Raw genomic sequence first — 23,781 nt, forward strand, 5'->3', positions numbered from 1 at the left:
AGTTTGTTTCTTCTTTGTTCTAAAGAAAAAATTTAAATCGACATTAGCTATCCCAGTCGCCGCCACCGCCGCCCATGTCGCCGCCGCCGTCATCCCAAGAGCTGGAGTCATTAATACCGAAGTTATCGCCGCCCATATTCTGGTTGCTATTGCCGGCTTGATAGTTGTTATCAACCGCTGGTGCTGGCGCAGCCGCCGCAGCATGTTCACCCGTCAAGCTTTTACCGATAGCTTGTGCTGCCATAACGCCAGCACCCACGGCCAAACCAGTAGCGACACCGCCCATGATGCGCCCGCCCATGCCACTACCCGGTTGCTGCGGATAGCCGCCTTGGGGATAGTTGCCTTGTGGGTAATTGCCCTGAGGATTGCCTTGAAAATTCCCTTGCTGTGGATAGCCGTTTTGCGGGCCGTTGCCAAAGGTTTGCACACCACTCAAACCATTCGGTTGATTGTTATTTTGGGGAAACCCATTTTGCAATCCAGTATTTGGTGGGAAACCGTTTTGTGGAAAATTGCCTTGTGAATTTCCACCACCGACATAACCGGGCGCTTGATTTTGCGCAGCTTGATCACGCCGTCTAAAAAAGAAAAATGCCGCCACTATCACGCCGCCGGCAAGTAGCAAGGGCAATACCCAAGATTGTGTGGCAGCTGGCGCGGCCGCTTGCGCAAACGGCCTTGCCGCATTCACGTTTTGAGGCGCAACCGTTCTGGGTACGGCATTACCAGCGATTTGTGCGCGCAAGCTAGAGAGCGACTCAGGCGTTGCAAACTTCAAGCCAGGCGAGAGCCGCTCGGCACTGGCTAAGGACTCACGGGTCAACTCCATCTTGCCCTGACGCGAGTACAACTCAGCGCGCACGAAATACGCCTTGCCGCTATTGGGATGAGCCACCAACACCTGCTGAATCATGACCTGAGCGGAGTCTAACTTGCCCTCTTTAGCCGCCGCATAAATCTGATTCATGCTGGGCTCAGACTGCGCCATCGCCAAGCCAGCGCTGAGCGCCAAAGCAAGCGCAAGCGCAAGCAACTGAAAAAATTTTCGAATAAATGTGCTGGAGTTCATGGTGTTTACCTTTGGACAAAGAGCTTGAAGCTGTGAGGTTGTGGCGTCCCAACCAAATACAAGAGGGCAAGCAGAACGCTTTACCAGGCAGATGCAATTTTAGAGTCACCTAGGCCCGAATCTTGACGACACAGCTAATTGCAAATGCTGAAAACGCATTTTCCATGATCTACAGTCGATAGCTTTTTTATCAACCTGCTCAGCGACCAAGCTAGTAGCGGACCTGCGGAAAACCCTGTTGCATCAGCTGTAAATATCCGCATACTGTATACAGACTATGACTACCTCACTGACCAAAATTCAAGCCACGCCAGATCTGGTTGACCAGGTTTACCGCACCTTACTAGACGCTATTAGCGAGGGCAAAATGGCGCCGGGCTCGCGCATCACCCAAGAAGATATTGCCGCGCAATTGGCGGTCTCGCGCCAACCCGTGTTGCAAGCATTGCGCTTACTTAAAAAAGATGGTTTTGTGCTCGACGCACCCGGCCGCGGCGTACTCGTCGCACCCTTGGACGTGGATTGGATGATGCACATCTACCAAGTACGCAGCGCGCTCGACTCACTCGCCGCACGGCTGGCGGCTAAGGCGCGCTTTAAGCTTGCACCCACGCTCATTAGCAAAGGCCGTTCGGCTGCACGCGGCAAAAACATCAGCGCCATGATGAGTGCGGATGCACAGTTTCATGCGGCGATTTACGCCGCCTCTGGCAATCCCTTGATCGCGCAAAGCGCACAACTGCACTGGCAACACATACGCCGCGCTATGGGCGCGGTACTTCAACTCTCAAGCATGCGGGAATCCATTTGGGACGAGCGATGAAGCCATCGCAGCAGCGATTGCGGCGGGTCAAGAAGATCTGGCCGAAAAACTCATTCGCGAGCACAGCGAAGACGCAGGCCGCAATTTAGCGCGCCAAATGACGCAGGCCATGACCGGGCCCAACGGGCTTTCGGCAAACGGTTAAACCCTTAAAAAAGACGGAGACAAAGACATGAAACTCACAACCGAACAACTGGCCCAATTTGACCGCGATGGCTATCTATTTTTCCCTGGCCTATTCACACCCGAAGAAACCCAAAGTCTGAACGACGCAGTGCCCGAACTCTATAGCCGCGACGAGGACTACAACATTCGCGAAAAAGGCAAGACGGCGGTGCGCACTAATTTTGCAACGCATATGTATAGCGAGCCGTTTGCAAAACTAGCGCGCCACCCGCGCATGATTGAGCCGGTAGAAGAGTTGCTCGGAGAAGCGCTGTATATGCACCAGTTCAAAATCAACGGGAAAATGGCTTTTGAAGGCGATGTCTGGCAGTGGCACCAAGACTACGGCACTTGGTTGAACGACGACATGATGCCGACCGAGCGGGCCATGAATGTGGCCATCTTTATGGACGAAGTCACCGAGCACAACGGGCCCTTGATGTTCATTCCCGGCAGTCACAAAAAAGGCGTGGTCAATGCCAAGCATGACCTGACCACCACCAGCTACCCGCTCTGGACAGTAGACAACGATTTGATACGCCAATTGGTGCAGCGCGCCGGCGGTAAAGAAGGCGGCATAGTCAGCCCCAAGGGTCCGGCCGGCTCGATGATTTTGTTTCACTCCTGCTTGGTGCACGCATCGGGCAGCAACCTCTCGCCGTTTAACCGCGTCAGCGTCTACCTTAGTTTGTGCGCCATCAGCAATCACATTCGTCGCCACAAGCGGCCCGAATACATCGCGCACCGCGACTTCACACCGATTACTTGCCTGCCCGATGACTGTCTGACGAAAGACTATCCCGTCGACCTGCCATGGAAAGATGGCGTGCCGGCCAGCGCGCTCAAAACATCTTTAGAAGAAATCAATCCAGAGCGAAAAGCGGCTTAAGCATCATGAGTCTTTATACAAAACTACAGCAGCGCGCAGCCGACAAAAAACCGATTCGTATTGGGCTGATTGGCGCGGGCAAATTCGGCTCTATGTACTTGGCGCAAATTCCCAGAACACCGGGCGTGCATTTGGTGGCGATTGCTGACCTCTCACCCGACACCGCACGCAGCAACTTAGCCAGAGTCGGTTGGGACCCGATACAAACCCAAGCCAAATCTGCCGAAGACGCCATCAAAACGGGTGCCACTTGGATTACCGAAGATTGGCGAGCAGTAGTTACACACGGTTTGATAGACATTATTGTGGAGTGCACTGGCAATCCGATTGCAGCGGTCGAGCATTGCCTGACGGCTTTTACGCACGGCAAGCATGTGGTCAATGTCACGGTTGAAGCGGATGCCTTTTGCGGCCCACTGCTAGCACGCAAAGCCAAGGATTCAGGTGTCGTTTATTCAATGGCTTTTGGCGACCAACCGGCGTTAATTTGCGATTTAGTTGACTGGGCCAGAACCTGCGGCTTTCCTGTGGTTGCCGCTGGTCGTGGGCATAAATGGCTGCCGCATTTTTGTGAATCTACACCCGAAACGGTCTGGGCCAACTACGGTCTGACGCCGGAACAAGCCGAGCGCGGTGGACTCAATCCAAAAATGTTCAACAGCTTTTTAGACGGCTCCAAGCCGTCGATTGAATCCACCGCAGTGGCTAACGCCACCGGTCTTTCAGTACCCAGCAACGGTCTACTTTATCCACCGGCGAGTGTTGAAGATATTCCGTTTGTGACTCGGCCCATCTCCGAAGGCGGTGTACTAGAGCGCAAAGGCATGGTCGAAGTGATCTCATCACTTGAGGCGAATGGGCGCAAAATTCCGTACGACATTCGCATGGGCGTGTGGGTCACAGTAGAAGCTGAAACCGATTACATCAAAAACTGTTTTGAAGAATACAACGCCCACACCGACCCCAGCGGGCGCTACTTCACGCTTTATAAACGTTGGCACTTAATCGGCTTAGAAGTCGGTATGTCGGTTGCCAGCGTCGCGCTGCGCGGCGAGCCAACCGGCGTAGCGACATGCTGGAATGCCGATGTAGTGGCCACTGCCAAACGCGACCTCAAACCCGGCGACATGCTAGATGGTGAAGGCGGCTACACCGTCTGGGGCAAGCTGCTACCGGCGCAAACCTCACAGCGCATGGGCGGCTTGCCGTTGGGCTTGGCGCATCAAGTCAAGCTGGTGCGCGCGGTCAAAAAAGGCCAGAGTTTGTGCTGGGACGATGTGGCCATGGACAGCAGCACGCACGCTTATAAAACCCGCATGGAAATGGAAGCCATGTTTGCTTTGCCGCCGGGTAAGGTCGGCTAAACAAGGGCTGACTAAACCGACTGACTGAGCCTGCAGAAAAAGCCGGTTTGGTTGGCTGCATTTTCAGACGCTGTATGCATACTTGGTCAAAACCCAGCCGGATATATTTGATTAAAATCACAAGCCTTTTAACCAAAATCTCAGATAGTATGATTCACAAGAATTCTTAGCCAATCAATTGCGAGATAGAAATTCAAACCAACGGCGAGGTAAAACGTGAAACCTTCCTTAGCTTTAGAAAAACATAGAAGCGCTATTCGCAGCATTGTGGCGGCCCACAGCGCATGCAATGCACGTGTTTTTGGATCGGTTCTTCGCGGTGAAGACACTGACACCAGCGACCTTGATATTTTGATAGACCCAACACCGGACACCACGCTGTTTGACATTGGCGCGATTCGCCATGAACTACTGCTTCTGCTCGGCGTCCCGGTAGATGTGCTCACCCCAAAAGCTTTACCAGAAAAATTTCGGGCTTTAATTATTGCCCAGGCCCTGCCTATATAAGTCGGGACAAGCAACGTTTCGCTGACTACCTAGGTCACATACTGAAAGCCATTGAATGCATAGATCGCTACACCAGCGATATCAAGCCAGAAATATTCCTTAAAAATGAAATGGTGCAAGACGCCGTCATACGCAACTTCGAGATTATTGGCGAGGCCAGTCACAATATTGCAGTCGGTTACCCGGAATTTACGAGCTCGCATCCCTCATTGCCCTTGGCCTTTGCCTACCAAATGCGCAACGCTGTATCGCATGGATATTTCAGCATTGATCTTGAAATAGTATGGAAGACGATTACGCGCAAACTGCCAGAGTTACACGTCCAAGTGACAAATTTACTGCGATTGGAAGCTCAGAGCGAGATGACGACAAAAGACATTATCTGAACCATCACGCGTCTAAATTTTGGGACAGCGGCGCCAGCACCGCACCGCTAACACCATGCCGCTCCAGCGCTTCCTGCACAAAACCGTTTTTCTTCATCGCTTCAACATAGTCAAATAACGCCCGCGCTGCGTCATCGCTGTGGTTTTTGGCTAGACCCATGGCCTGCTCTATCACCATGAAGCGTCCCGGCAGCAAACGCAATCCGGGCAGACGTTTCGCATCAGCGAGCAGTTGTTGGCGCACGCCGGCGGCCACTTCCATTTGCTCGGCGACAAACAAATCGACCACGGCCTGCGAGGTAGCGGCCCGCACTAAACTGGCTTGTTTAATTTCCCGCGTGAGAAACAAATCGTAGGCACTACCCTTACCAACGACGATGCGGGTGTCAGCCTGATCAACGTCTTCGTTTTTTTGCAAACCTGAGCTTGCAGCCACCATGTAACTGCCTTCGATCAGCACATAGGGCGCGGTAAACGTAATGCCTGCGCCGCGCAACGGGTCAATCGCAAAAAAGCCAATATCTGCTGCACCGCTGCGAACAGCGTCAACTGCCTTAGCTGCGCCGTCAAACACTTGCAACGCCAACTCCACACCCAGCAGACGCGCAAAGCCGCATGCTAAGTCTACCGACACACCGACGGGAACACCGGTCGCCGCATCGGTATTAGCGAGTATCGGGTTACCTAGATTTATCGCTGCGCGCAGCACGCCGCTAGGCGCAATCTGCGCAGCTATCGCCGCTGATAAAGACAATGGGTTCGTCATACGGACAACATACGCCAGCTAGTTTGAGCAGTCGGTTCAAGCGCAACTGAACAGTTAGCTGCAGCCAACAAGCACAGCATTGCCCCGACATTAACTGGCGTATTCATACAAAGCGACTACTTAACCAATGCTGGCACTGGCGTTGGCGTTGTTGGTGCAGGCACTTTAGGCCGGCTAGCCGCAAAACTGCCATCGATGCGAATCACCCGGGCGCGTACCGTATCCATCTCGTCTAGAGCGGTAGAGGCTCTGCGGGTTTGCGATTCCCAGTCTTCGGCAGTGCGGATAATCGTCGGTTTGATCAGCACCACCACTTCTTTTTTGCGCCCACTGTTGACCCGGTTGCCAAACAAGTTGGCGAGCAAGGTGTTGTCCCCCGAGCCGGGTAGACCTGAAGACTGACGACTGCTTTGTATCTGCATCAAGCCGCCGATGGCGACGATATTGCCGTCTATGATTTTCACCATGGTGTCGGTCTCGTTCACGCTGCTTGAAGCCAGCGGCAGGTTGTAGCTGCCGCCGTTACCCAGGTCAATCTGCCGATTCTTCTCGGTCACCGTAGTCACCGAAGGGTGAACGTGCAGCATGATGCTGTTGCCGGAATCGATTTGCGGCGTGACATCAAGCGAGATGCCAGAGAAAAAAGGCGTCAGCGTCACCGCTGGCTGGCTGTTACCCACCGTGCCTGCAGCGCCAACAATAGGCGTAGAAGTACTGGAGACGTTGGTGACAAAAAAGTCCTCATTGCCCACCTTGAGCACGGCTTTTTGGTTGTTCAGCGTGGCGATGCGGGGGCTAGAGAGAATTTGCACATCACCCTGCGTTTCCAGAAAACCCAGCACGGCTTGGAAGCCGCCGCCTGCAAACGCCAAGCCAAATAAGCCGGCGCCGGCAGCCGGCAGCGAGAGCGGGCCGGCCAACGCACTGGGGCCGCCAGAAAAGCCCGGCAGACCGGGTTGCACACCGCTTACCAAGGCGTTGCGACTACTTGCACTGCTGGTGTTGCCGCTAATCGTGCCGGCGGCAAAGCTGTTGCTGCGGTTTCTCAGGATTGACCAGTCGATGCCGCCTTGAAAGCCATCGCGCAATTCGACCTCCACAATCTTGGCCTCCAGCATGACTTGGCGCTGCACTGAGATCTGCGCGGCTTTGAGAAACTTCTCCACCTCGCGTAATTCGCTTGGCATGGCCCGCACCGCCATGATGCCGGCCTGCGGACTGGTCACCACATTGCGGCCTTCACCAGGGCCTATCAGGCTGCGCGCGGCGTTGGCCAGCTCGCTCCACAAATCGGTTTTAGAAGCGGTGACTACGCGGCTACCTTCGCCCTGATTGCTGTTGGCACCAGAAGATGCAATCGATTGACCGCTCGCGCCTGAGCTGCCGACACCGTTATTCGGCGCTAGCGTGGTGCCGGAGGAGACGCGCAGCTCGCTGCTGCCGGTGCGCTGGGAGATCGGGTAGTTGACGGTGAAAATTCGCGTCTGCAGCGTGGGTGCATAAATCGTGATGCGTTGGCCATCTATCCTAAAGTCGTAGCCATAAACATCACGAATAGACTCCAAAGCCTCGACCAAGGTCACGTTGCGCAGCGCCACTGACAGCGTGCCGGCTACATCCGGATGCAGCAGCATGCTGTAACGGGTATCAGACACCAGCGCGAGAAACACATCCCGCACTGGGGCGTTGTTCACCAATAAATCAATTTTGAGCTCGGGCGGCGGCACGCTGCGCCCTGAGGCGAGTGCTGCGGCCTCGGCGGAGGCTAATTCCGTTACTGGCGCTGGCGCCTCTGGCTTGATCTCGGCGCGAATCACTGCGCCTACATCTGGCGTTCTGAGTGGTCTGTTGACGCTGCAGGCTGACAGCAAACCCAGCAACGTGAGCGCACACACGCTGCTCAGCACAAAACGCTGGGGCAGTCTTGGCAAGACTGGGGACGGGGGGAGTATGGGTATTTGAGAAATCACGGTTGGGCCTTGTGACAAAAGTCGTCTGGTGTGTATGGCGTGCCTGCGACACCTGCTGCGTCCGAGACGATGCGGGATGACTGGCCGAGTCGGCAAGCGCTGCGCGCTGGCACCGGTTCTGCGGTGCGCCTCTCAATACCGGGAAATATTTGTTGCTTGTGGAGCACGCCGGCCTCACGCCACCAGACCTCAGTCTCGGTGATGTGCTCGATACGCGCCGCGCCAATTTGCTGGCCTTCTGCGTACAGACGGTTGCCGAACACCAAATAGGTTTTACCTTGACGCACGACCAGACTAATTCCATTCGGCACGAGCTGTGGGTTAGCGCTGGCGCTACTCATCCCGCCAGACTGGGTAATAGGCGTAAGCAACTGCGGAGGCTGGGTCGGGTCGCGCAAACTTTGCGCCTGCGCTTGGCCAACGAGCAAAGTCAGCAACATCAGCAAATGAAAAAACCTGCGCAGCGCCATCATGGTGCAACACCAAGAACAAACAGCTGCAAACTTAGCTCGGATATCTGAGCACTACTTTTAAGCGTTAGTTTGCCCCAGCGCAGATCGGGTAAAGCCGTCTCCAGCGCTTGCACATAAAGTGTGAGCTCTGAATAACTACCGGCAACTGACATTTCCACACCTTGCCGCGTCAGTGCACCTGAGTGGGCGGCAGAAGCGGCGCTTTTCGGCGCGATGTCGGCTGCCGGTATCACCGCTGACAGCCGCAGCAGCGTGAGCCCTTCGCGCCGGCGCAGCAATTCGGTCAGTGTCTGCGCCAAGGGTGTCGCTGCGGGTGGCCGCGTCTGATCAAGCTGCTGGCTCAAGCGTTTCAGGCTAAGGTTGTTAGCGGCCATCTCGGCCATATCCTTATTTGCAGCACTCGCTTTTAAAGCGACATCGAGCTCACTACGGGCCTTTTTGAGCTGCGCCGTTTGGAGCGCAAAGCGCTTGACCAGCAAGCCATTGGCCTGCTGTAGCGGCTCTATCCATGTCGCATAGCCCATTAGCGCACCACCCAAGAGCAGCGCAGCAAACAGCAGCACACGTAGCTTTAGCGGCCAAGCATTGATGCGTAGCTGTGCTACGCGAACGCTTGCAATCAGTCCCTCTAGTTTCATAGCTGGCTCCCAGCGCTGAGCAATACCGGCGCACTTTTGAGCGTAAAAGTCCAAAGCGGTGGCGCACTGCTGGACGCTTTAAGGCTATCACTTTCTTTCGCCTTCTCGACCCGAATGGCCGCGAGGCTCTGGCCCTTTAACAAAGGACTGGCTGCCAGCGTCGTCTGCCACTTATCAATCGCTGACGGCGCTAGCGTGAAGCCGCCCAGCTCCAGCCGCCCAGCGTCAGCGCTGATATCCGTAATCCAAACGTTGGCCGGAATACTGTTGGCGATTAAAGTGAGCCGCGCCGCATAGCCTTGACCTGGCACGATTTGGCCGCGCTGCAACTCCGCTAGCTGCTGGCCCTGCGCTTGCACTTGCGCGCGCTGCACCAACAGCTGCGCCGCCACACTAGTAGCCAGCGAGCCACTGCCAGGCGTGTTTTGCAGCAGGCTGGCCTTAGCACTCTCCAGTTCGCGAGCTTGCAAATCCAACTGAGCTTGAAGCTGCACACCAGATTGCTCTAACGTTCGCATCCACGAATACGTGGGCCAGGCCCCCAGCAATCCACAGCCAAGCAGAGTCAAGAGCAAGACGCGCAGCGAAAAGTAAAGTTTTTGCCGACGCAGCGAATTGGAATAAAGATTGATTTGGTAAATCATGACGCGTCAAACAAGCGGACTTGGCTGGCGCAGCAAAGCGCCCAGCAGTGGCAAGCAAAGAGCCAACTCATTGGCCTGAGGACCTAGACCAGGCGTAAAACCACTCAAAAGGCTAGTCGCATCTAACGGCAGTACGCTGCGCTCAAGTCGGCCGGTCAACCAAGTTGCACAAGACTGACTGTATTGACCCGCAAATACCTGCAAACTGCTCAAACGTCGACCCGAACGTGAACGCTCCCAAAGGTCTAGCGAGCGCTGTAACTGCAGCACCAGCTCCCGACCATCCGGCGCCTGAGGGTTAAACAAACCCGCACTGACCAGAGTCAACGCATGCTGCTGGCCACGGTAGTCTTGCGCACCGACCGACTCTGCGGTCTGCACTATTTGCCCCTCAACAAAAGACATCTTAGATTGACCGTCCACATGCCATTGGTCGGCGAGAAAACCTTTGGGCAACTCCAAGCGTCGACTGTAAAGCAGTACTTGACTCGCACTAATCGTCAGCACCGCCGCTTGGCCGGCGATGAGTAGCAAGCTAGCGCGGGCTTGATCACCTTGTTCGCTTGGCTCATCGCGTTCAGCCAGCGCTGACTGTAGGTCGCGCTGAGCCGTTTCTTGAATATCGATCACAGAGACGGTCCACTGCATAGCGTCAGCCAGCACCAAGAGATCGCGCAGCACCGGATTGGAAGCAGCGATCACAAAAAGACGGGCTTGATCTGATTCGGATCCGTCACCAATAGGTCCGACCGGCATCACGTCTAACGTGATGTCTTGCTGCTGCGTCAAGTCTTGAGTCACACCGGGCGCCAGCGGTTGCAGCATGCCCTGCAGTTGGTAGCGCACAGCCTGACGCAGCTCGCTAGGAGCTACCGCAGGCCGGTCTATCTCCAACATCTGGTATTGACCGGGGCGCAACATAATCTGCACCGCCAGACCTCTGAGATTTAAGTCCTGCAAACGTTTCACAAAGTCTTGCAGCGAGTCCATCCCTTGATTCTCTACGCCGCAGTCAAGCAACACCTTGGCACCAGAGGCATCGAACTCCAGTCGCAAATAGGCTAGTGTGCCTTCAAACCAAGACAGCACCAAATGCTGGCCACCAGCCTTGCGCTGCCAAGGCCAGCGAAATGAACGGCCAGCGCTGCTTGAAAAGATGCTCAAAAGTTCTCCCGTTTGTAAATCACCGGACTGCAACTGCCAAAATTCGCATTAGCTGCCGGATTGCTTAGGTTACTCGATTGCCAAGCAAACTGTAGCCAAATCGGTACAGAAGCTGTCACAGAAACCACACCAGAGTTACCCGCGCCCGGAGATTTGAGCCAGAGATTGAAATTACCCGCAAAGCCGGCAACACCTTGGCTGTCCGTGCCGTTTAAGCCGCCTTGCAAAAAGCTGCGTCCCGCCACTGCAACCGGTTGCGCACAGCCTCTGCCGCTGAGGTTGGCGCTTTCCAATACGCAGGTCTTGGCGCTGATATCAGGCGTGCTAACTGGTGCAATTGAGAGCGTCACACGTGTGCCGATATCGTCCGCGTTTAAGCGCCAGAACTGACCATCCCAGTACTCGGCGCGCAGTGACAGGGGTAAATCCTGCAGCTCAGAGATGCAACTAGACTTCAAGCGCACCCGACCATGGCGAATAATGCTGCTGCCAATTAACACCCGGTCGTTGACTGCACTGGTGCCGACTTGACTGGCTAGGCTTTTATCCCCCGTCAACGCCCCAACCTGATCTAAATCCAAAGGGTTTATGCCAATCCGAAAAGCTTCATAAGGCACAGCTGGCGCAGCTGTGCGGTTTAGCCTAAACGCTGCATTCATACGCCCGACGCCTGCCGTCCATTGAGCCTCAGAGGACAGCAACTGCAGCTGACCCGCCGCAATGCCATTAGCAAACGCAGTGGCACTCGTTGGCGTGGCTCCATCCGTTAGGTTCACCGCAGCAAAGCCAAAGCTGCCCGCTGCAGTGGGGTCAAAACGGGCAAATGCACCGTCGTAGTTACGGGTAATCGATGACGGCGCAAAGCCGTTGCTGGCACTGAGGGTAAAGCTGCGGATGGAAAAGTCCTCACCCGCGTAAGTAAAGCGCGACTCGCTCGGGCCGGCCACATCGGTACAAGCCGCGCCGCTGCAGCGGTTGGCAAAACGGCCGGCGCTGACGGCGAAATGGTCGGGTATGAAGCGGCCAAAAAATGGACTCTCTAAGCTGCCAATAATGCAGCCAATCCGGCCACTCGTATCTATCACGTTTTCGATAGAGCCCGCCACGCAGCGACCTGCCGCTTGGTCTGTCGCGGCGAACGAGCTGTCCACCACTGCCCCCTTATTCAATCTGAAATAGCCGACCTCGCCGTAGCGAAAATTCGTACCGATGGCCGCACCAGTACTCGCCGAGGCGGTGCCAAAACTGCCCGCGAACGCGCCGACCTGCAGCGCGCCAGCATGGGCTTGCAACTTGCTAGTGTCTAACATTGGTGTGCCGTTGTAACCTAAGGCACTGCTGTTGGCGGTCAAACCAAACAATGCACCGGCCTTAATCACAGGCGCAGCACTGGCGCTGCTGCCGCTGGCGTCAGCATTGGCATCCGGCGAGGTGACGGTAAAACCGCTTGGCCGCACCGCAAAACTCTCGGACGAGCAGGACACCAGTGCGGGGCTCACAGTGGTGTCCCGGATTCGGCAACGCAAGCTGGCATAGGCTGATGTCACCCCCAAAGCAGGCGAGACTTTGCGCCCCTGATCGGTATCGTTAAAGACCAAAGACTGGGGTGACCCGACGGCGGCACGCGACTCACAAGCCGTGCTGCCAGTGCCGTCCACTAGTTCTAAGCTTAGCGTTTTGGCCGAACTACCGTTGGTTACATAGTTACTTAAAAGACTACCGTCAGTTTGCAAAGCGACCACATCAAAGGCGAATGTCTGACCCGCCAGCCGGGTGTAAAGTGGACGGCGTGCTGCACTGTCCCAGGTCTGGTTAGCGTTACGTTCAAGACAATCAAAGGAAGCCGCACCAGCGACATAGGGTTTGCCACAAAAAGTGACGCCAGCGCCCACCGTGAGCACACCACTCTGGCTGGAAAGACCAGTTCCAATACTAGAACTCGCGCCCACAGTGACCGCACCACTCCCGCTGGTGACTGCGCCGCTGATATTGTTGCTCGCACCCAGAGTGACGACGCCGCCATTGCTACTGACATTGCCATTGCCATTGCCATTGACAATACTGTCAGCACCCGTGGTCACTGCGCTGCTGTCAGTTGATATGTTGCCATTAATCACCACAGACGTACCCGCGGTAATGACGCCGGAGACACTGGTGAGATTGCCTGCGACCTGGCCACTCGCGCCTAGGGTGATCGCACCACTGCCGGTTGAAACGTTACCGGACACAACGCTGGAAGCGCCTATGGTGAGCCCGCCCGAATTGGTAGAGAGAGAGCCAGACTTGCTGGAAGCGCCCAAAGTGAGCCCGCCCGAATCCGTAGTAATGGCTCCGCTCACATTACTAGACTCACCCAATGTAATGGCACCGTCGCCAGAACTGATACTGCCGCTTACCTTGCTTTGAGCACCTACCGTGATGGCAGCTGAGCCCACTATAGTGGCATTGGCAACCGCACTCGCGCCCAGCGAAACTGCGGCACCGACCGAAATAGTCAGGTTGGCAACCGGGTTCACACTGTTGATAAGACTGCTGGCACCGGCGTCAAAAGCACCGTTTATCGTTAACGTGACCGGGCTATTAGTAGGAGCGAAGGTGACGGTGTCACTGGCGGCCAGCGTCAGGCTAGAGCAAACATAGTTGTTAGGGCTGCTGATGCTGCAACCGGCCGGTAAACGGGTCGCATCAGCCGAGAAATAGTTGTCCAAAGCCTGCACCGGCATGCCCACCAGCAGCAAAGACAGGCACAGCAGCAAAGCCACCAAGCGGGTTGGCTTACGCACGACGACAGAAGGGTAGCGACTCATTTTTCCACCGTCGCCGTTAGGCTACGCTCAATAAAACCCAATGTACTGGGCGCGAGTTGATTCTGGGCCGTCACATCGATATGAAAAATCCGTGTCGTCACGCCCGCCTCGTCATAGGCCTGCGGAACGCAAGCAATAGCGATAGAAAAACTCTCCAGCGTCGTGGGCGGCGAGGCACAAGCGCCAGTTTTAAACACGCTGGCAATCGCCCAGTCCATTGCGCCCTGAGCCGCCCACTCGCCGCGCGTGCCTTGCAAGTCTTGTGCGCCGTTGATCTGCTGCGCGCTGGAGAACTGCAGCATATAGCCGCCCATCGCGCCGACCACGACGAGAAAAAAAACCGCAGCAAAGATAGCGAAACCACGCTGCTTTTTAGCCGGCATTAGCCTCATGGCAAATTCTCCACACCAGTCTGGGCACTCAGGCGCACGGTCTCATTGCTACGTGTCACACTCAGCGCCAAACGCACCAGGCCTAAATGGCCACTGGCGCTGTCGTAGTCAAAACGGCATTCACTGACATTGCTGGCCAACACGGCGGGCTTGTCAGTTACCGCATTAAGGTTGGTAAGTATGGCCGCACAGCTGGTGGGCGGGGGGTAGGCGGTTAGGCCCTGCGCATTACTCAGTGCGCTTCTTGCGTAGCGGTAAAGCGTGCCCTGCCCGTTGCCCGCCGCGTCTAGGCCGGCACCAGAGCAGACGTAGCTCACCACCTGCTCATCGCCGGGAATGATTTGAAAGCGTTTGCTCGCGGATGGCAGGGGAAAAGGCGTGCTGCGCCCGCTAATTTGAAGCTGTGTTTCAGGCCCGTAACTCACGCCGCTCAGCAGCCCGCCGGGTATGGCCAGCGTACTAGCGCTAATTTGAGCGACATTGTCGAGCCGGTAGGCATCAGAGCCCACACTGCCTAGGTTGTAGACCGCCACCAAGTCGCCCGTGCGAATGTGCTGATCTGAGGGCAACGCCGGGTTCTCGCCCAGCATATTAAAACTGCTCGCGACTAGGTTGAAGTCGAGCACATTTAAATTGGTCTGCGCCAGCGCTGCGCGGCTGTCTATCGCTTCTCGGTAGCGCCCACCGGTGCGGGTGGGGATGAACTCTAGGCACTGCGCATCGTTAGCGACTAAGCGCACGCTGTTGGGCAGCGCCTTGCGCAGGTCGCGGCTGACTCGGCGCAGCGCCGTGTCGGCCGAGTCACTTAAGTCGGCGCGGCGACTGCCGGCCAGATAGGTATCGATTGGCGTTTTCATGGCCACCACCACGACCACGCCCAGCGCGCCCATGAGGGTGATGACCAACACCATTTCAATCAGCGTAAAGCCTCTTTGCCGCCGGCGTAGTGAGCGTGGTGGGTATGCTGAGTCTGGTAGATAGCGCCGGTCTGTCATTTCCCTGCACCCGTCATATCGTAGTTAGAGCGGTAGCCAGTCAAGCTCAGACTTTGGTCGGCAAACTGCACCGTGACGGCAATTTTTTTAGTCTCTACAAGAGGGGTTGAGGCACTGCCGAGCGCGCCAGCGTCGCTGACCAGCACCGATGCCTGCAAGCCGTTCACGCTACTCTGGGCTGGCGGCGTCACAATTTCTGAGTAGTCTTTTTGCACCATCTCTTGCAGCAGTCCTTGGGCCATCTCAACCGCTTGTTTTCTCTGCAAAGGCAGGGCGCTAAATTTCACCGCCACCGCCATCACCTGCAGCAAGCCGGCCATGGCAACCGAGACCACGACCAAAAAAATAATCATCTCAATTAACGTAAAACCACGCTCAGAAGGCTTAGTCATGGACGTAGCCGGTAGAGTCTTCAATCACGATGCGGAGTGAGATAGGCACGCCGTCAACCGCCACTTGTATGGATTGAACACCCAAGGTGGGCTGACCCAAACCATCAAATGTCAGCACAGCAGGTGTAGCGCTGAAAGACACACCATTGCGCGCTTGAACACAGGCCTTAACGCCTACTGGTAAGCCTTGGCTACAGTTCTGCGCCGGGCCAGACAGGGCTGTATCACAGGCACCGCCCGCAGTAGAGGCAATAGAAAGCTGCGCCGACGTACCAGTGAAAGTCGCGCAAACATTGCGCCGCTGAGCGATCGCGGACTTTTGCGCGTATCGCAGCAAAGCGATGGTTTCATCATGGAAACCGCGGGCAAAAAAACTGCTGTTGTCCATCATGCGCGGAACAGCATAGGCAGACAAAGCGCCCAGCACCGTCACGACGGTGATGAGCTCCAACAATGAAATACCCGATTGCAGCAAACGTGCAGGTCGGACTATCTCAAATACGGACTGACGACTCAAAAGCGCGAGGCCATAGCACAAGCTAAATTCCTAGCTTCAGAGAATACCGATTACCCCGAACTGAGCGGTTTTGGGCGTATTGTTGGTTTCTGTGAGAGTTAAGGTGCAGAGGTTGTTGCCGACAACCAGTACGGCACCAGCAGCAGCACCGACAGCAGGGCTAGCCGTGTAACCTGTAGGCAAACCACTCGCTAGAAGCAGCGGTGCGACAGTTGCGCATGTAATAACTGTGTCAACTGTCGCAAAGCTATCAGTTGTGGTGCCAGTAACGCTGCGCTTAGCGTAATTAGCGTTCGCAGCCGTGGTAAGAGTATCCGCAACACCCTTGACAGCAGCCTGCGACGCGTCACCCTTTAAGTCCGTAAATTTAGGGATGGCCACAGCAGCCAGCACACCTAGGATCACGGTTGTTGCAACCAATTCAATTAAAGTAAAACCGCGTTGTGTTTTTTGCATTTTCATATTGAGCACCATTAAATAAATAAATATGTTGCTGTCTTTTTAAGACAGATAAATTCACAAAATCTATACAAATCACATTATAAATGTGATGTCAGAAAATTGACGCATTTGTATACTAAAAATAATTAAATTAATTTAATTGTCACATATTGAGACTAATAAATTTATTACAATTATTTAGTACTACCAATCCTTTTGCTGAGTAGACGCCTGACACAAGTCCTACATCGAGGAGATCACTTGCAAAGCCAACGCTCTAGCAAGCGCGGGACAAGACGACAAATAGAAGTATCCGTCGATAGACATACAAGAAAATTAAGGACCTAAGATGACCAATATCGAATGATTAAGTTCAATAACCGCAGCTAGTCTGGCGCGAGAAAGGAACGAAATTAGCTTCTCAGCACAGATGCCGAAGGCGAGAACTTTTCAATCAAGACGATGACACGAAGCCAATTCTTAAAAGACTATGACGTTAACTTGGCGAGCGCAACAAGCGGTCTGGCCGCAAAACTACCATCGAGGCGAATCACCTGAGCACGTACCGTATCCATCTCGTCTAGCGGGGTGGAGGCATTGCGGATTTGTGCTTCACAGTCTTAGGCAGTGCGAATAATCGTCGGCTTGATCAGCACCAGCACTTCTTTTTTACGCCCGTTGTTGATCCGGTTGCCAAACAAATTTGCGCGCAAGGTGTTGTCCCCGAGACGGGTAGGCCAAAAGACTGGCGGCTGCAACGTATCTATATAAAGCGCCAGTGTTGACGACGTCACCGTATATGGTTTCACTATGCTATTTGTCTGTTTCACGCTGGCTTGAAGCCAGCGGCAGGTTGTAGCTGCCACGATAGTTCAAGTCAATTTGCCGATTCTTCTCGGTCACCATGGTCACCGAAGGGCGTACATGCAACATGATGCTGTTGCCAGAGTCGATCTTCGGCGTGACATCGAGTGAGATGCCGGAGGAAAAAAGGCGTCAGAGTCATCGTCGGCGTAGTAACTCAGCAAGATCACCCAAACCTAGGCAAAAACATGCAGCGTCAAAAGCAATAGGCATAGCAAAAAATTACCGGCTACGCAACAAACGCAAATATTGGTTAATTTGAGCAACTATGACTTCCTAGAGAAGCGGGGAAGACTGACGTAAAAGCACTCCTAACAACGGCAGACAAAGTGCTAACTCATTGGCCTGAGGGCCAACGCCCGGCTCGAAACCGCTAAGCAAGCCAGTCGCATTTAACGGTCGTACGCTGCGCCCTAGTCGCCCAATCAACCAGGTCGCACAGAGCTGACTGTAGCTGCCCGCAAAAACTTGCAGACTACTCAAACGTCGACCCGCGCGTGAACGCTCCCAAAGGTCTAGCGAGCGCTGCAACTGCAGCACCAGCTCCCGACCTTCTGGCGCCTGAGGGTCAAACAAACCCGCACTAGCCTGAGTCATCGCATGCTGCTGGCCGCGGTAGTCCTGCGCACTGGTCGACTCCGTAGCGTATGCGGATTTCGGCTCAACAAACGACGCGTTGGATTGCCCATCCACGTGCCAGTGGTCGGCGAGAAACCCTTTTGGCAGCTCTATGCTCCGGGTGTAGAGCAACGCTTGACCCGCACTAATTGTCAGCACCGCCGCTTGGCCGGCGATGAATAGCAAGCTGGCTTGGGCATGTTCACCTTGCTCGCGGTGCTCATTTCGATCAGCGAGCACTAACTGCAAGTTGCGTTGAGCCGTTTCTTGAATATCTATCAAAGAGACCGTCCATTGCATAGCATCAGCCAGCACCAAAAGGTCACGTAGCAGCGGATTAGAAGCGGCGACCACGAAGATGCGGGAAGGCCCCAATGTTGCGTCACCACCAACAAGTCCGACCGGCATCACATCCAGCGTGATGTCTTGAGATGTGTCTTGACCCACACGCGGCACCAGTGACTGCAGTATGTCCTGCAGCTGATAGCGCACAGCCTGACGCAGCTCGCTAGAAGCTACCGCAGGCCGGTCTATCTCCAACATCTGGTATTGACCGGGGCGCAACATAATCTGCACCGCCAGACCTCTGAGATTTAAGTCCTGCAAACGTTTCACAAAGTCTTGCAGCTGGTCCATGCCTTGACTCTCTACGCCGCAGTCAAGCAACACCTTGGCGCCAGAGGCATCGGACTCCAGTCGCAAATAGGCTAGTGTGCCTTCAAACCAAGACAGCACCAAATGCTGGCCACCAGCCTTGCGCTGCCAAGGCCAGCGAAATGAACGGCCAGCGCTGCTTGAAAAGATGCTCAAAAGTTCTCCCGTTTGTAAATCACCGGACTGCAACTGCCAAAATTCGCGTTGACCACTGGATTACTAAGAGTGCTAGCTTGCCAAGCGAACTGCAACCAAGTGGGCACAGCGGCTGACACTGAAACCCCACCGGAGTTACCCGCGCCCGGAGATTTGAGCCAGAGATTGAAATTACCCGCAAAGCCGGCAACACCTTGGCTGTCCGTGCCATTTAAGCCGCCTTGCAAAAAGCTGCGTCCCGCCACTGCAACCGGTTGCGCACAGCCTCTGCCGCTGAGGTTGGCGCTTTCCAATACGCAGGTCTTGGCACTGATATCAGGCGTGCTAACTGGTGCAATTGAGAGCGTCACACGTGTGCCGATATCGTCCGCGTTTAAGCGCCAGAACTGACCATCCCAGTACTCGGCGCGCAGTGAAAGGGGTAAATCCTGCAGCTCAGAAATGCAACTAGACTTCAAGCGCACCCGACCATGGCGAATAATGCTGCTGCCAATTAACACCCGGTCGTTGACTGCACTGGTGCCGACTTGACTGGCTAGGCTTTTATCCCCCGTCAACGCCCCAACCTGATCTAAATCCAAAGGGTCTATGCCAATGCGAAGTGCTTCAAAGGGACCCGCCGGTGCAGCCGTTCGGTTCAGCCTAAACGCCGCACTCATACGCCCGACGCCTTCCGTCCATTGACCCTCAGAGGACAGCAGCTGCAACTGACCCGCCGCACCGCCATTGGCAAACGCGGTGGCACTCGTTGGCGTGGTTCCATCCGTTAGGTTCACCGCGGCAAAGCCAAAGTTGCCCGCTGCAGTGGCATCAAAACGGGCAAATGCACCGTCGTAGTTACGGGTAATCGATGACGGCGCAAAGCCGTTGCTGGCACTGAGGGTAAAGCTGCGGATGGAAAAGTCCTCACCCGCGTAAGTAAAGCGCGACTCGCTCGGGCCGGCCACATCGGTACAAGCCGCGCCGCTGCAGCGGTTGGCAAAACGGCCGGCGCTGACGGCGAAATGGTCGGGTATGAAGCGGCCAAAAAATGGACTCTCTAAGCTGCCAATATTGCAGCCAATCCGACCGCTGGCGTCTACTTGGTTAGAAAAAGAGCCCGCCACGCAGCGACCCGCTGCTTGATCTTGAGCAGTGAACGAGCTGTCCACCAACGCACCCGCATTTAATCTGAAATAGCCGACCTCGCCGTAGCGAAAATTTATGCCACTGGCAGCACCAATATCCGCCGAGGCGAGACCAAAACTACCCGAAAGCGCGCCGACCTGCAGCGCACCAGCATGAGCTTGCAACTGGCTGGGGTCTAACACTGGTGTGCCTTTGTAACCCAAAGCACTGCTGGTGGCGGTCAAACCAAACTGTGCACCGGCCTTAATCACAGATGCAGCGCTGGCGCCGCTACCGCTAGGGTCAGCATTGGCATCCGGCGAGGTAACGGTAAAACCGCTTGGCCGCACCGCAAAACTCTCGGACGAGCATGACACCAGTGCGGGGCTCACAGTGGTGTCCCGGATTCGGCAACGCAAGCTGGCATAGGCTGATGTCACCCCCAAAGCAGGCGAGACTTTGCGTCCTTGGTCAGTCGAACTTAACACCAGAGACTGCGCTGACCCGACAGCGGCACGCGACTCACAAGCCGTGCTGTCAGCGCCGTCCACTAGTTCTAGGCTTAAAGTTTTGGAGGGGCCACCGTTCACTACGTAGCTTGTCTGAAGATTGCCGTTAACTTGGAGCGCCACCACGTCAAAAGCAAACGTCTGGCCAGCTAGCCGGGTATAAAGCGGACGACGCGATGTGCTATCCAAAGTCTGATTGGCGCTGTGCTCAAGACAATCAAAAGCAGCCGCATTCAGCGAGCAAACCGACCCAGCAGCATACGAGGATCCACAAACAACAACACCTGCACCCGCGGTAACAGCACCGGTCTGACTGGCAACGCCACCGCTAACAACAGAGTCTGCGCCCACAGTAACCGCACCGCTGACGCTGGCGATTGCACCGCTGACCTGGCTATTCGCCCCTACACCAATAACGCCGCTTGTGCTGGTGATGCTACCTTTAACGACGCTTCCAGCGCCCACGCTGATTACACCTGACTCAGTCGAGATACTGCCATCCGCGTTGAAAAGTGCGCCCAAGGTAATGGCGCCGGTGACGGTGCTGATGTTGCCAACGATTTGGCTGCTGGCTCCCAGCGTAAGCGCACCGCTGACGGTTGAGACGTTACCTGTCACGTTGCTACCTGCGCCAACGGTGAGTGCACCTGAATCAGTACTGACAGCCCCAACCACTGTACTGCCCGCGCCCAGGACAATAGCGCCGCCGACAGTGCTGATGCTTCCTCCCAATTTACTGTCTGCACCAACCGACACCGCCGCTGAGCCGATGATATTGGCATTGGCAATCACATTAGCGCCCAACGCTGCTGCTGCGCCAACCGAAATAGTCAGATCGGCAACTTGGCCTGTTGCATTCACAAAACTGCTAGCGCCAGCGGTAAAAGCGCCGTCTATTTTTAGCGTGACCGGCGCGGTAGATACGACGGTTAATGTGTCACCAGCGGCTAGCGTCAGGCTAGAACAAACATAGTTGTCGGCACTGATGATGCTGCAACCGGCAGGCAGACTGTTGGCGTCACTGGAGAAATGAAAATCTATGGCCTGCACCGGCATGCCCACCAGTAGCAAAGACAGGCACAGCAGCAAAGCCACCAAACGGGTTGGCTTACGCACGACGACAGAAGGGTAGCGACTCATTTTTCCACCGTCGCCGTTAGGCTACGCTCAATAAAACCCAATGTACTGGGCGCGAGTTGATTCTGGGCCGTCACATCGATATGAAAAATCCGTGTCGTCACGCCCGCCTCGTCATAGGCCTGCGGAACGCAAGCAATAGCGATAGAAAAACTCTCCAGCGTCGTGGGCGGCGAGGCACAAGCGCCAGTTTTAAACACGCTGGCAATCGCCCAGTCCATTGCGCCCTGAGCCGCCCACTCGCCGCGCGTGCCTTGCAAGTCTTGTGCGCCGTTGATCTGCTGCGCGCTGGAGAACTGCAGCATATAGCCGCCCATCGCGCCGACCACGACGAGAAAAAAAACCGCAGCAAAGATAGCGAAACCACGCTGCTTTTTAGCCGGCATTAGCCTCATGGCAAATTCTCCACACCAGTCTGGGCACTCAGGCGCACGGTCTCATTGCTACGTGTCACACTCAGCGCCAAACGCACCAGGCCTAAATGGCCACTGGCGCTGTCGTAGTCAAAACGGCATTCACTGACATTGCTGGCCAACACGGCGGGCTTGTCAGTTACCGCATTAAGGTTGGTAAGTATGGCCGCACAGCTGGTGGGCGGGGGGTAGGCGGTTAGGCCCTGCGCATTACTCAGTGCGCTTCTTGCGTAGCGGTAAAGCGTGCCCTGCCCGTTGCCCGCCGCGTCTAGGCCGGCACCAGAGCAGACGTAGCTCACCACCTGCTCATCGCCGGGAATGATTTGAAAGCGTTTGCTCGCGGATGGCAGGGGAAAAGGCGTGCTGCGCCCGCTAATTTGAAGCTGTGTTTCAGGCCCGTAACTCACGCCGCTCAGCAGCCCGCCGGGTATGGCCAGCGTACTAGCGCTAATTTGAGCGACATTGTCGAGCCGGTAGGCATCAGAGCCCACACTGCCTAGGTTGTAGACCGCCACCAAGTCGCCCGTGCGAATGTGCTGATCTGAGGGCAACGCCGGGTTCTCGCCCAGCATATTAAAACTGCTCGCGACTAGGTTGAAGTCGAGCACATTTAAATTGGTCTGCGCCAGCGCTGCGCGGCTGTCTATCGCTTCTCGGTAGCGCCCACCGGTGCGGGTGGGGATGAACTCTAGGCACTGCGCATCGTTAGCGACTAAGCGCACGCTGTTGGGCAGCGCCTTGCGCAGGTCGCGGCTGACTCGGCGCAGCGCCGTGTCGGCCGAGTCACTTAAGTCGGCGCGGCGACTGCCGGCCAGATAGGTATCGATTGGCGTTTTCATGGCCACCACCACGACCACGCCCAGCGCGCCCATGAGGGTGATGACCAACACCATTTCAATCAGCGTAAAGCCTCTTTGCCGCCGGCGTAGTGAGCGTGGTGGGTATGCTGAGTCTGGTAGATAGCGCCGGTCTGTCATTTCCCTGCACCCGTCATATCGTAGTTAGAGCGGTAGCCAGTCAAGCTCAGACTTTGGTCGGCAAACTGCACCGTGACGGCAATTTTTTTAGTCTCTACAAGAGGGGTTGAGGCACTGCCGAGCGCGCCAGCGTCGCTGACCAGCACCGATGCCTGCAAGCCGTTCACGCTACTCTGGGCTGGCGGCGTCACAATTTCTGAGTAGTCTTTTTGCACCATCTCTTGCAGCAGTCCTTGGGCCATCTCAACCGCTTGTTTTCTCTGCAAAGGCAGGGCGCTAAATTTCACCGCCACCGCCATCACCTGCAGCAAGCCGGCCATGGCAACCGAGACCACGACCAAAAAAATAATCATCTCAATTAACGTAAAACCACGCTCAGAAGGCTTAGTCATGGACGTAGCCGGTAGAGTCTTCAATCACGATGCGGAGTGAGATAGGCACGCCGTCAACCGCCACTTGTATGGATTGAACACCCAAGGTGGGCTGACCCAAACCATCAAATGTCAGCACAGCAGGTGTAGCGCTGAAAGACACACCATTGCGCGCTTGAACACAGGCCTTAACGCCTACTGGTAAGCCTTGGCTACAGTTCTGCGCCGGGCCAGACAGGGCTGTATCACAGGCACCGCCCGCAGTAGAGGCAATAGAAAGCTGCGCCGACGTACCAGTGAAAGTCGCGCAAACATTGCGCCGCTGAGCGATCGCGGACTTTTGCGCGTATCGCAGCAAAGCGATGGTTTCATCATGGAAACCGCGGGCAAAAAAACTGCTGTTGTCCATCATGCGCGGAACAGCATAGACAGACAACACGCCTAGTATGACCACCACAGTGAGTAACTCCACCATGGTGATGCCGGACTGTCGCAAACGTTTTTGATTGTATTTAACCCACAAAGTCGCACAACTTTTCGAAGCGAAACATTGATACAAGATAAGATTAA

At 55.5% G+C, this 23,781-nt stretch carries 24 protein-coding genes and 1 pseudogene; 5 read left to right on the forward strand and 20 right to left on the reverse strand.

The genetic code is table 11. The features are described 5' to 3' along the window. Positions 1–43: 43 nt before the first annotated feature. Positions 44–1,072 (reverse strand): tetratricopeptide repeat protein, encoded by a 1,029-nt coding sequence (locus HC248_RS16625; RefSeq protein WP_168923452.1) that lies wholly within the window; start codon positions 1,070–1,072, stop codon positions 44–46. 277 nt (positions 1,073–1,349) lie between these two features. Between HC248_RS16625 and HC248_RS16630 the strand changes: the two are divergent. The 5 genes and pseudogenes from HC248_RS16630 (at position 1,350) to HC248_RS16650 (ending at position 5,206) form a co-directional block, all read left to right on the forward strand. Continuing rightward, positions 1,350–2,040 (forward strand): annotated as a pseudogene (locus HC248_RS16630) (GntR family transcriptional regulator). 27 nt (positions 2,041–2,067) lie between these two features. Then, a complete protein-coding gene (locus HC248_RS16635; protein ID WP_168923453.1) occupies positions 2,068–2,949 on the forward strand; it encodes a phytanoyl-CoA dioxygenase family protein in 882 nt (293 codons plus the stop codon). Between the two features lie 5 nt (positions 2,950–2,954). After that, entirely contained in the window at positions 2,955–4,313 is a 1,359-nt protein-coding gene (locus tag HC248_RS16640; RefSeq protein ID WP_168923454.1) for an NAD(P)H-dependent oxidoreductase, read from the forward strand. 216 nt (positions 4,314–4,529) lie between these two features. Then, complete coding sequence (locus tag HC248_RS16645) at positions 4,530–4,820, forward strand: nucleotidyltransferase family protein (protein ID WP_168923455.1); 291 nt, start codon at positions 4,530–4,532, stop codon at positions 4,818–4,820. 50 nt (positions 4,821–4,870) lie between these two features. Further along, positions 4,871–5,206 carry a HepT-like ribonuclease domain-containing protein gene (locus HC248_RS16650; protein ID WP_272953656.1) on the forward strand — a complete coding sequence of 112 codons (336 nt, stop codon included), beginning with the start codon at positions 4,871–4,873 and terminating at the stop codon, positions 5,204–5,206. Between the two features lie 4 nt (positions 5,207–5,210). Here HC248_RS16650 and HC248_RS16655 read toward each other — a convergent pair whose 3' ends face one another. The 19 genes from HC248_RS16655 to HC248_RS16745 all read right to left on the reverse strand — a co-directional run bounded on the left by HC248_RS16655 (position 5,211) and on the right by HC248_RS16745 (position 23,707). Then, positions 5,211–5,972, reverse strand: coding sequence for a transporter substrate-binding domain-containing protein (locus tag HC248_RS16655; protein ID WP_202882395.1), 762 nt, complete (start codon positions 5,970–5,972; stop codon positions 5,211–5,213). Positions 5,973–6,088: 116 nt separating this feature from the next. Then, a complete protein-coding gene (locus HC248_RS16660; RefSeq protein WP_168923456.1) occupies positions 6,089–7,942 on the reverse strand; it encodes a pilus (MSHA type) biogenesis protein MshL in 1,854 nt (617 codons plus the stop codon). Further along, the gene (locus HC248_RS16665) at positions 7,939–8,415 is read right to left on the reverse strand and encodes a hypothetical protein (protein WP_168923457.1); all 477 of its coding nucleotides are present in this window, start codon (positions 8,413–8,415) and stop codon (positions 7,939–7,941) included. The genes HC248_RS16660 and HC248_RS16665 overlap by 4 nt, the downstream gene beginning before the upstream one ends. Beyond that, the gene (locus HC248_RS16670; protein ID WP_168923458.1) at positions 8,412–9,053 is read right to left on the reverse strand and encodes a hypothetical protein; all 642 of its coding nucleotides are present in this window, start codon (positions 9,051–9,053) and stop codon (positions 8,412–8,414) included. The genes HC248_RS16665 and HC248_RS16670 overlap by 4 nt, the downstream gene beginning before the upstream one ends. Then, positions 9,050–9,697: a PilN domain-containing protein gene (locus HC248_RS16675; protein WP_168923459.1), complete on the reverse strand. Its 648-nt coding sequence runs from the start codon at positions 9,695–9,697 to the stop codon at positions 9,050–9,052. Before HC248_RS16675 ends, HC248_RS16670 begins: the two co-directional genes overlap by 4 nt. Before the next feature lie 6 nt (positions 9,698–9,703). Then, positions 9,704–10,861 carry a type IV pilus biogenesis protein PilM gene (locus tag HC248_RS16680; protein ID WP_168923460.1) on the reverse strand — a complete coding sequence of 386 codons (1,158 nt, stop codon included), beginning with the start codon at positions 10,859–10,861 and terminating at the stop codon, positions 9,704–9,706. Beyond that, positions 10,858–13,668, reverse strand: a complete 2,811-nt coding sequence (locus HC248_RS16685; protein WP_168923461.1) for a DUF6701 domain-containing protein — start codon at positions 13,666–13,668, stop codon at positions 10,858–10,860. The genes HC248_RS16680 and HC248_RS16685 overlap by 4 nt, the downstream gene beginning before the upstream one ends. Next, positions 13,665–14,060 carry a hypothetical protein gene (locus tag HC248_RS16690; RefSeq protein WP_168923462.1) on the reverse strand — a complete coding sequence of 132 codons (396 nt, stop codon included), beginning with the start codon at positions 14,058–14,060 and terminating at the stop codon, positions 13,665–13,667. Before HC248_RS16690 ends, HC248_RS16685 begins: the two co-directional genes overlap by 4 nt. Then, complete coding sequence (locus tag HC248_RS16695; RefSeq protein WP_168923463.1) at positions 14,057–15,055, reverse strand: PulJ/GspJ family protein; 999 nt, start codon at positions 15,053–15,055, stop codon at positions 14,057–14,059. The genes HC248_RS16690 and HC248_RS16695 overlap by 4 nt, the downstream gene beginning before the upstream one ends. Continuing rightward, on the reverse strand, positions 15,052–15,447 hold the full coding sequence (locus HC248_RS16700; RefSeq protein WP_168923464.1) for a type II secretion system protein: 396 nt from the start codon (positions 15,445–15,447) through the stop codon (positions 15,052–15,054). Before HC248_RS16700 ends, HC248_RS16695 begins: the two co-directional genes overlap by 4 nt. Continuing rightward, positions 15,440–15,964, reverse strand: coding sequence for a pilus assembly FimT family protein (locus HC248_RS16705; protein WP_168923465.1), 525 nt, complete (start codon positions 15,962–15,964; stop codon positions 15,440–15,442). Before HC248_RS16705 ends, HC248_RS16700 begins: the two co-directional genes overlap by 8 nt. Before the next feature lie 36 nt (positions 15,965–16,000). Beyond that, a complete protein-coding gene (locus HC248_RS16710) occupies positions 16,001–16,420 on the reverse strand; it encodes a type II secretion system protein (protein ID WP_168923466.1) in 420 nt (139 codons plus the stop codon). Between the two features lie 605 nt (positions 16,421–17,025). Then, complete coding sequence (locus HC248_RS16715; protein ID WP_168923467.1) at positions 17,026–17,214, reverse strand: hypothetical protein; 189 nt, start codon at positions 17,212–17,214, stop codon at positions 17,026–17,028. A 331-nt stretch (positions 17,215–17,545) separates the two neighbouring features. Next, positions 17,546–18,697, reverse strand: a complete 1,152-nt coding sequence (locus tag HC248_RS16720; protein WP_168923468.1) for a hypothetical protein — start codon at positions 18,695–18,697, stop codon at positions 17,546–17,548. After that, positions 18,694–21,453 (reverse strand): DUF6701 domain-containing protein, encoded by a 2,760-nt coding sequence (locus tag HC248_RS16725; protein ID WP_168923469.1) that lies wholly within the window; start codon positions 21,451–21,453, stop codon positions 18,694–18,696. Before HC248_RS16725 ends, HC248_RS16720 begins: the two co-directional genes overlap by 4 nt. Next, positions 21,450–21,845 carry a hypothetical protein gene (locus tag HC248_RS16730; protein WP_168923462.1) on the reverse strand — a complete coding sequence of 132 codons (396 nt, stop codon included), beginning with the start codon at positions 21,843–21,845 and terminating at the stop codon, positions 21,450–21,452. Before HC248_RS16730 ends, HC248_RS16725 begins: the two co-directional genes overlap by 4 nt. Further along, on the reverse strand, positions 21,842–22,840 hold the full coding sequence (locus tag HC248_RS16735; RefSeq protein WP_168923463.1) for a PulJ/GspJ family protein: 999 nt from the start codon (positions 22,838–22,840) through the stop codon (positions 21,842–21,844). The genes HC248_RS16730 and HC248_RS16735 overlap by 4 nt, the downstream gene beginning before the upstream one ends. Further along, complete coding sequence (locus HC248_RS16740; protein ID WP_168923464.1) at positions 22,837–23,232, reverse strand: type II secretion system protein; 396 nt, start codon at positions 23,230–23,232, stop codon at positions 22,837–22,839. The genes HC248_RS16735 and HC248_RS16740 overlap by 4 nt, the downstream gene beginning before the upstream one ends. Then, positions 23,225–23,707 carry a pilus assembly FimT family protein gene (locus HC248_RS16745; RefSeq protein ID WP_168923470.1) on the reverse strand — a complete coding sequence of 161 codons (483 nt, stop codon included), beginning with the start codon at positions 23,705–23,707 and terminating at the stop codon, positions 23,225–23,227. The genes HC248_RS16740 and HC248_RS16745 overlap by 8 nt, the downstream gene beginning before the upstream one ends. Positions 23,708–23,781: the final 74 nt, after the last annotated feature.

Source organism: Polaromonas vacuolata (genome assembly GCF_012584515.1).
GTDB lineage: Bacteria > Pseudomonadota > Gammaproteobacteria > Burkholderiales > Burkholderiaceae_C > Polaromonas > Polaromonas vacuolata.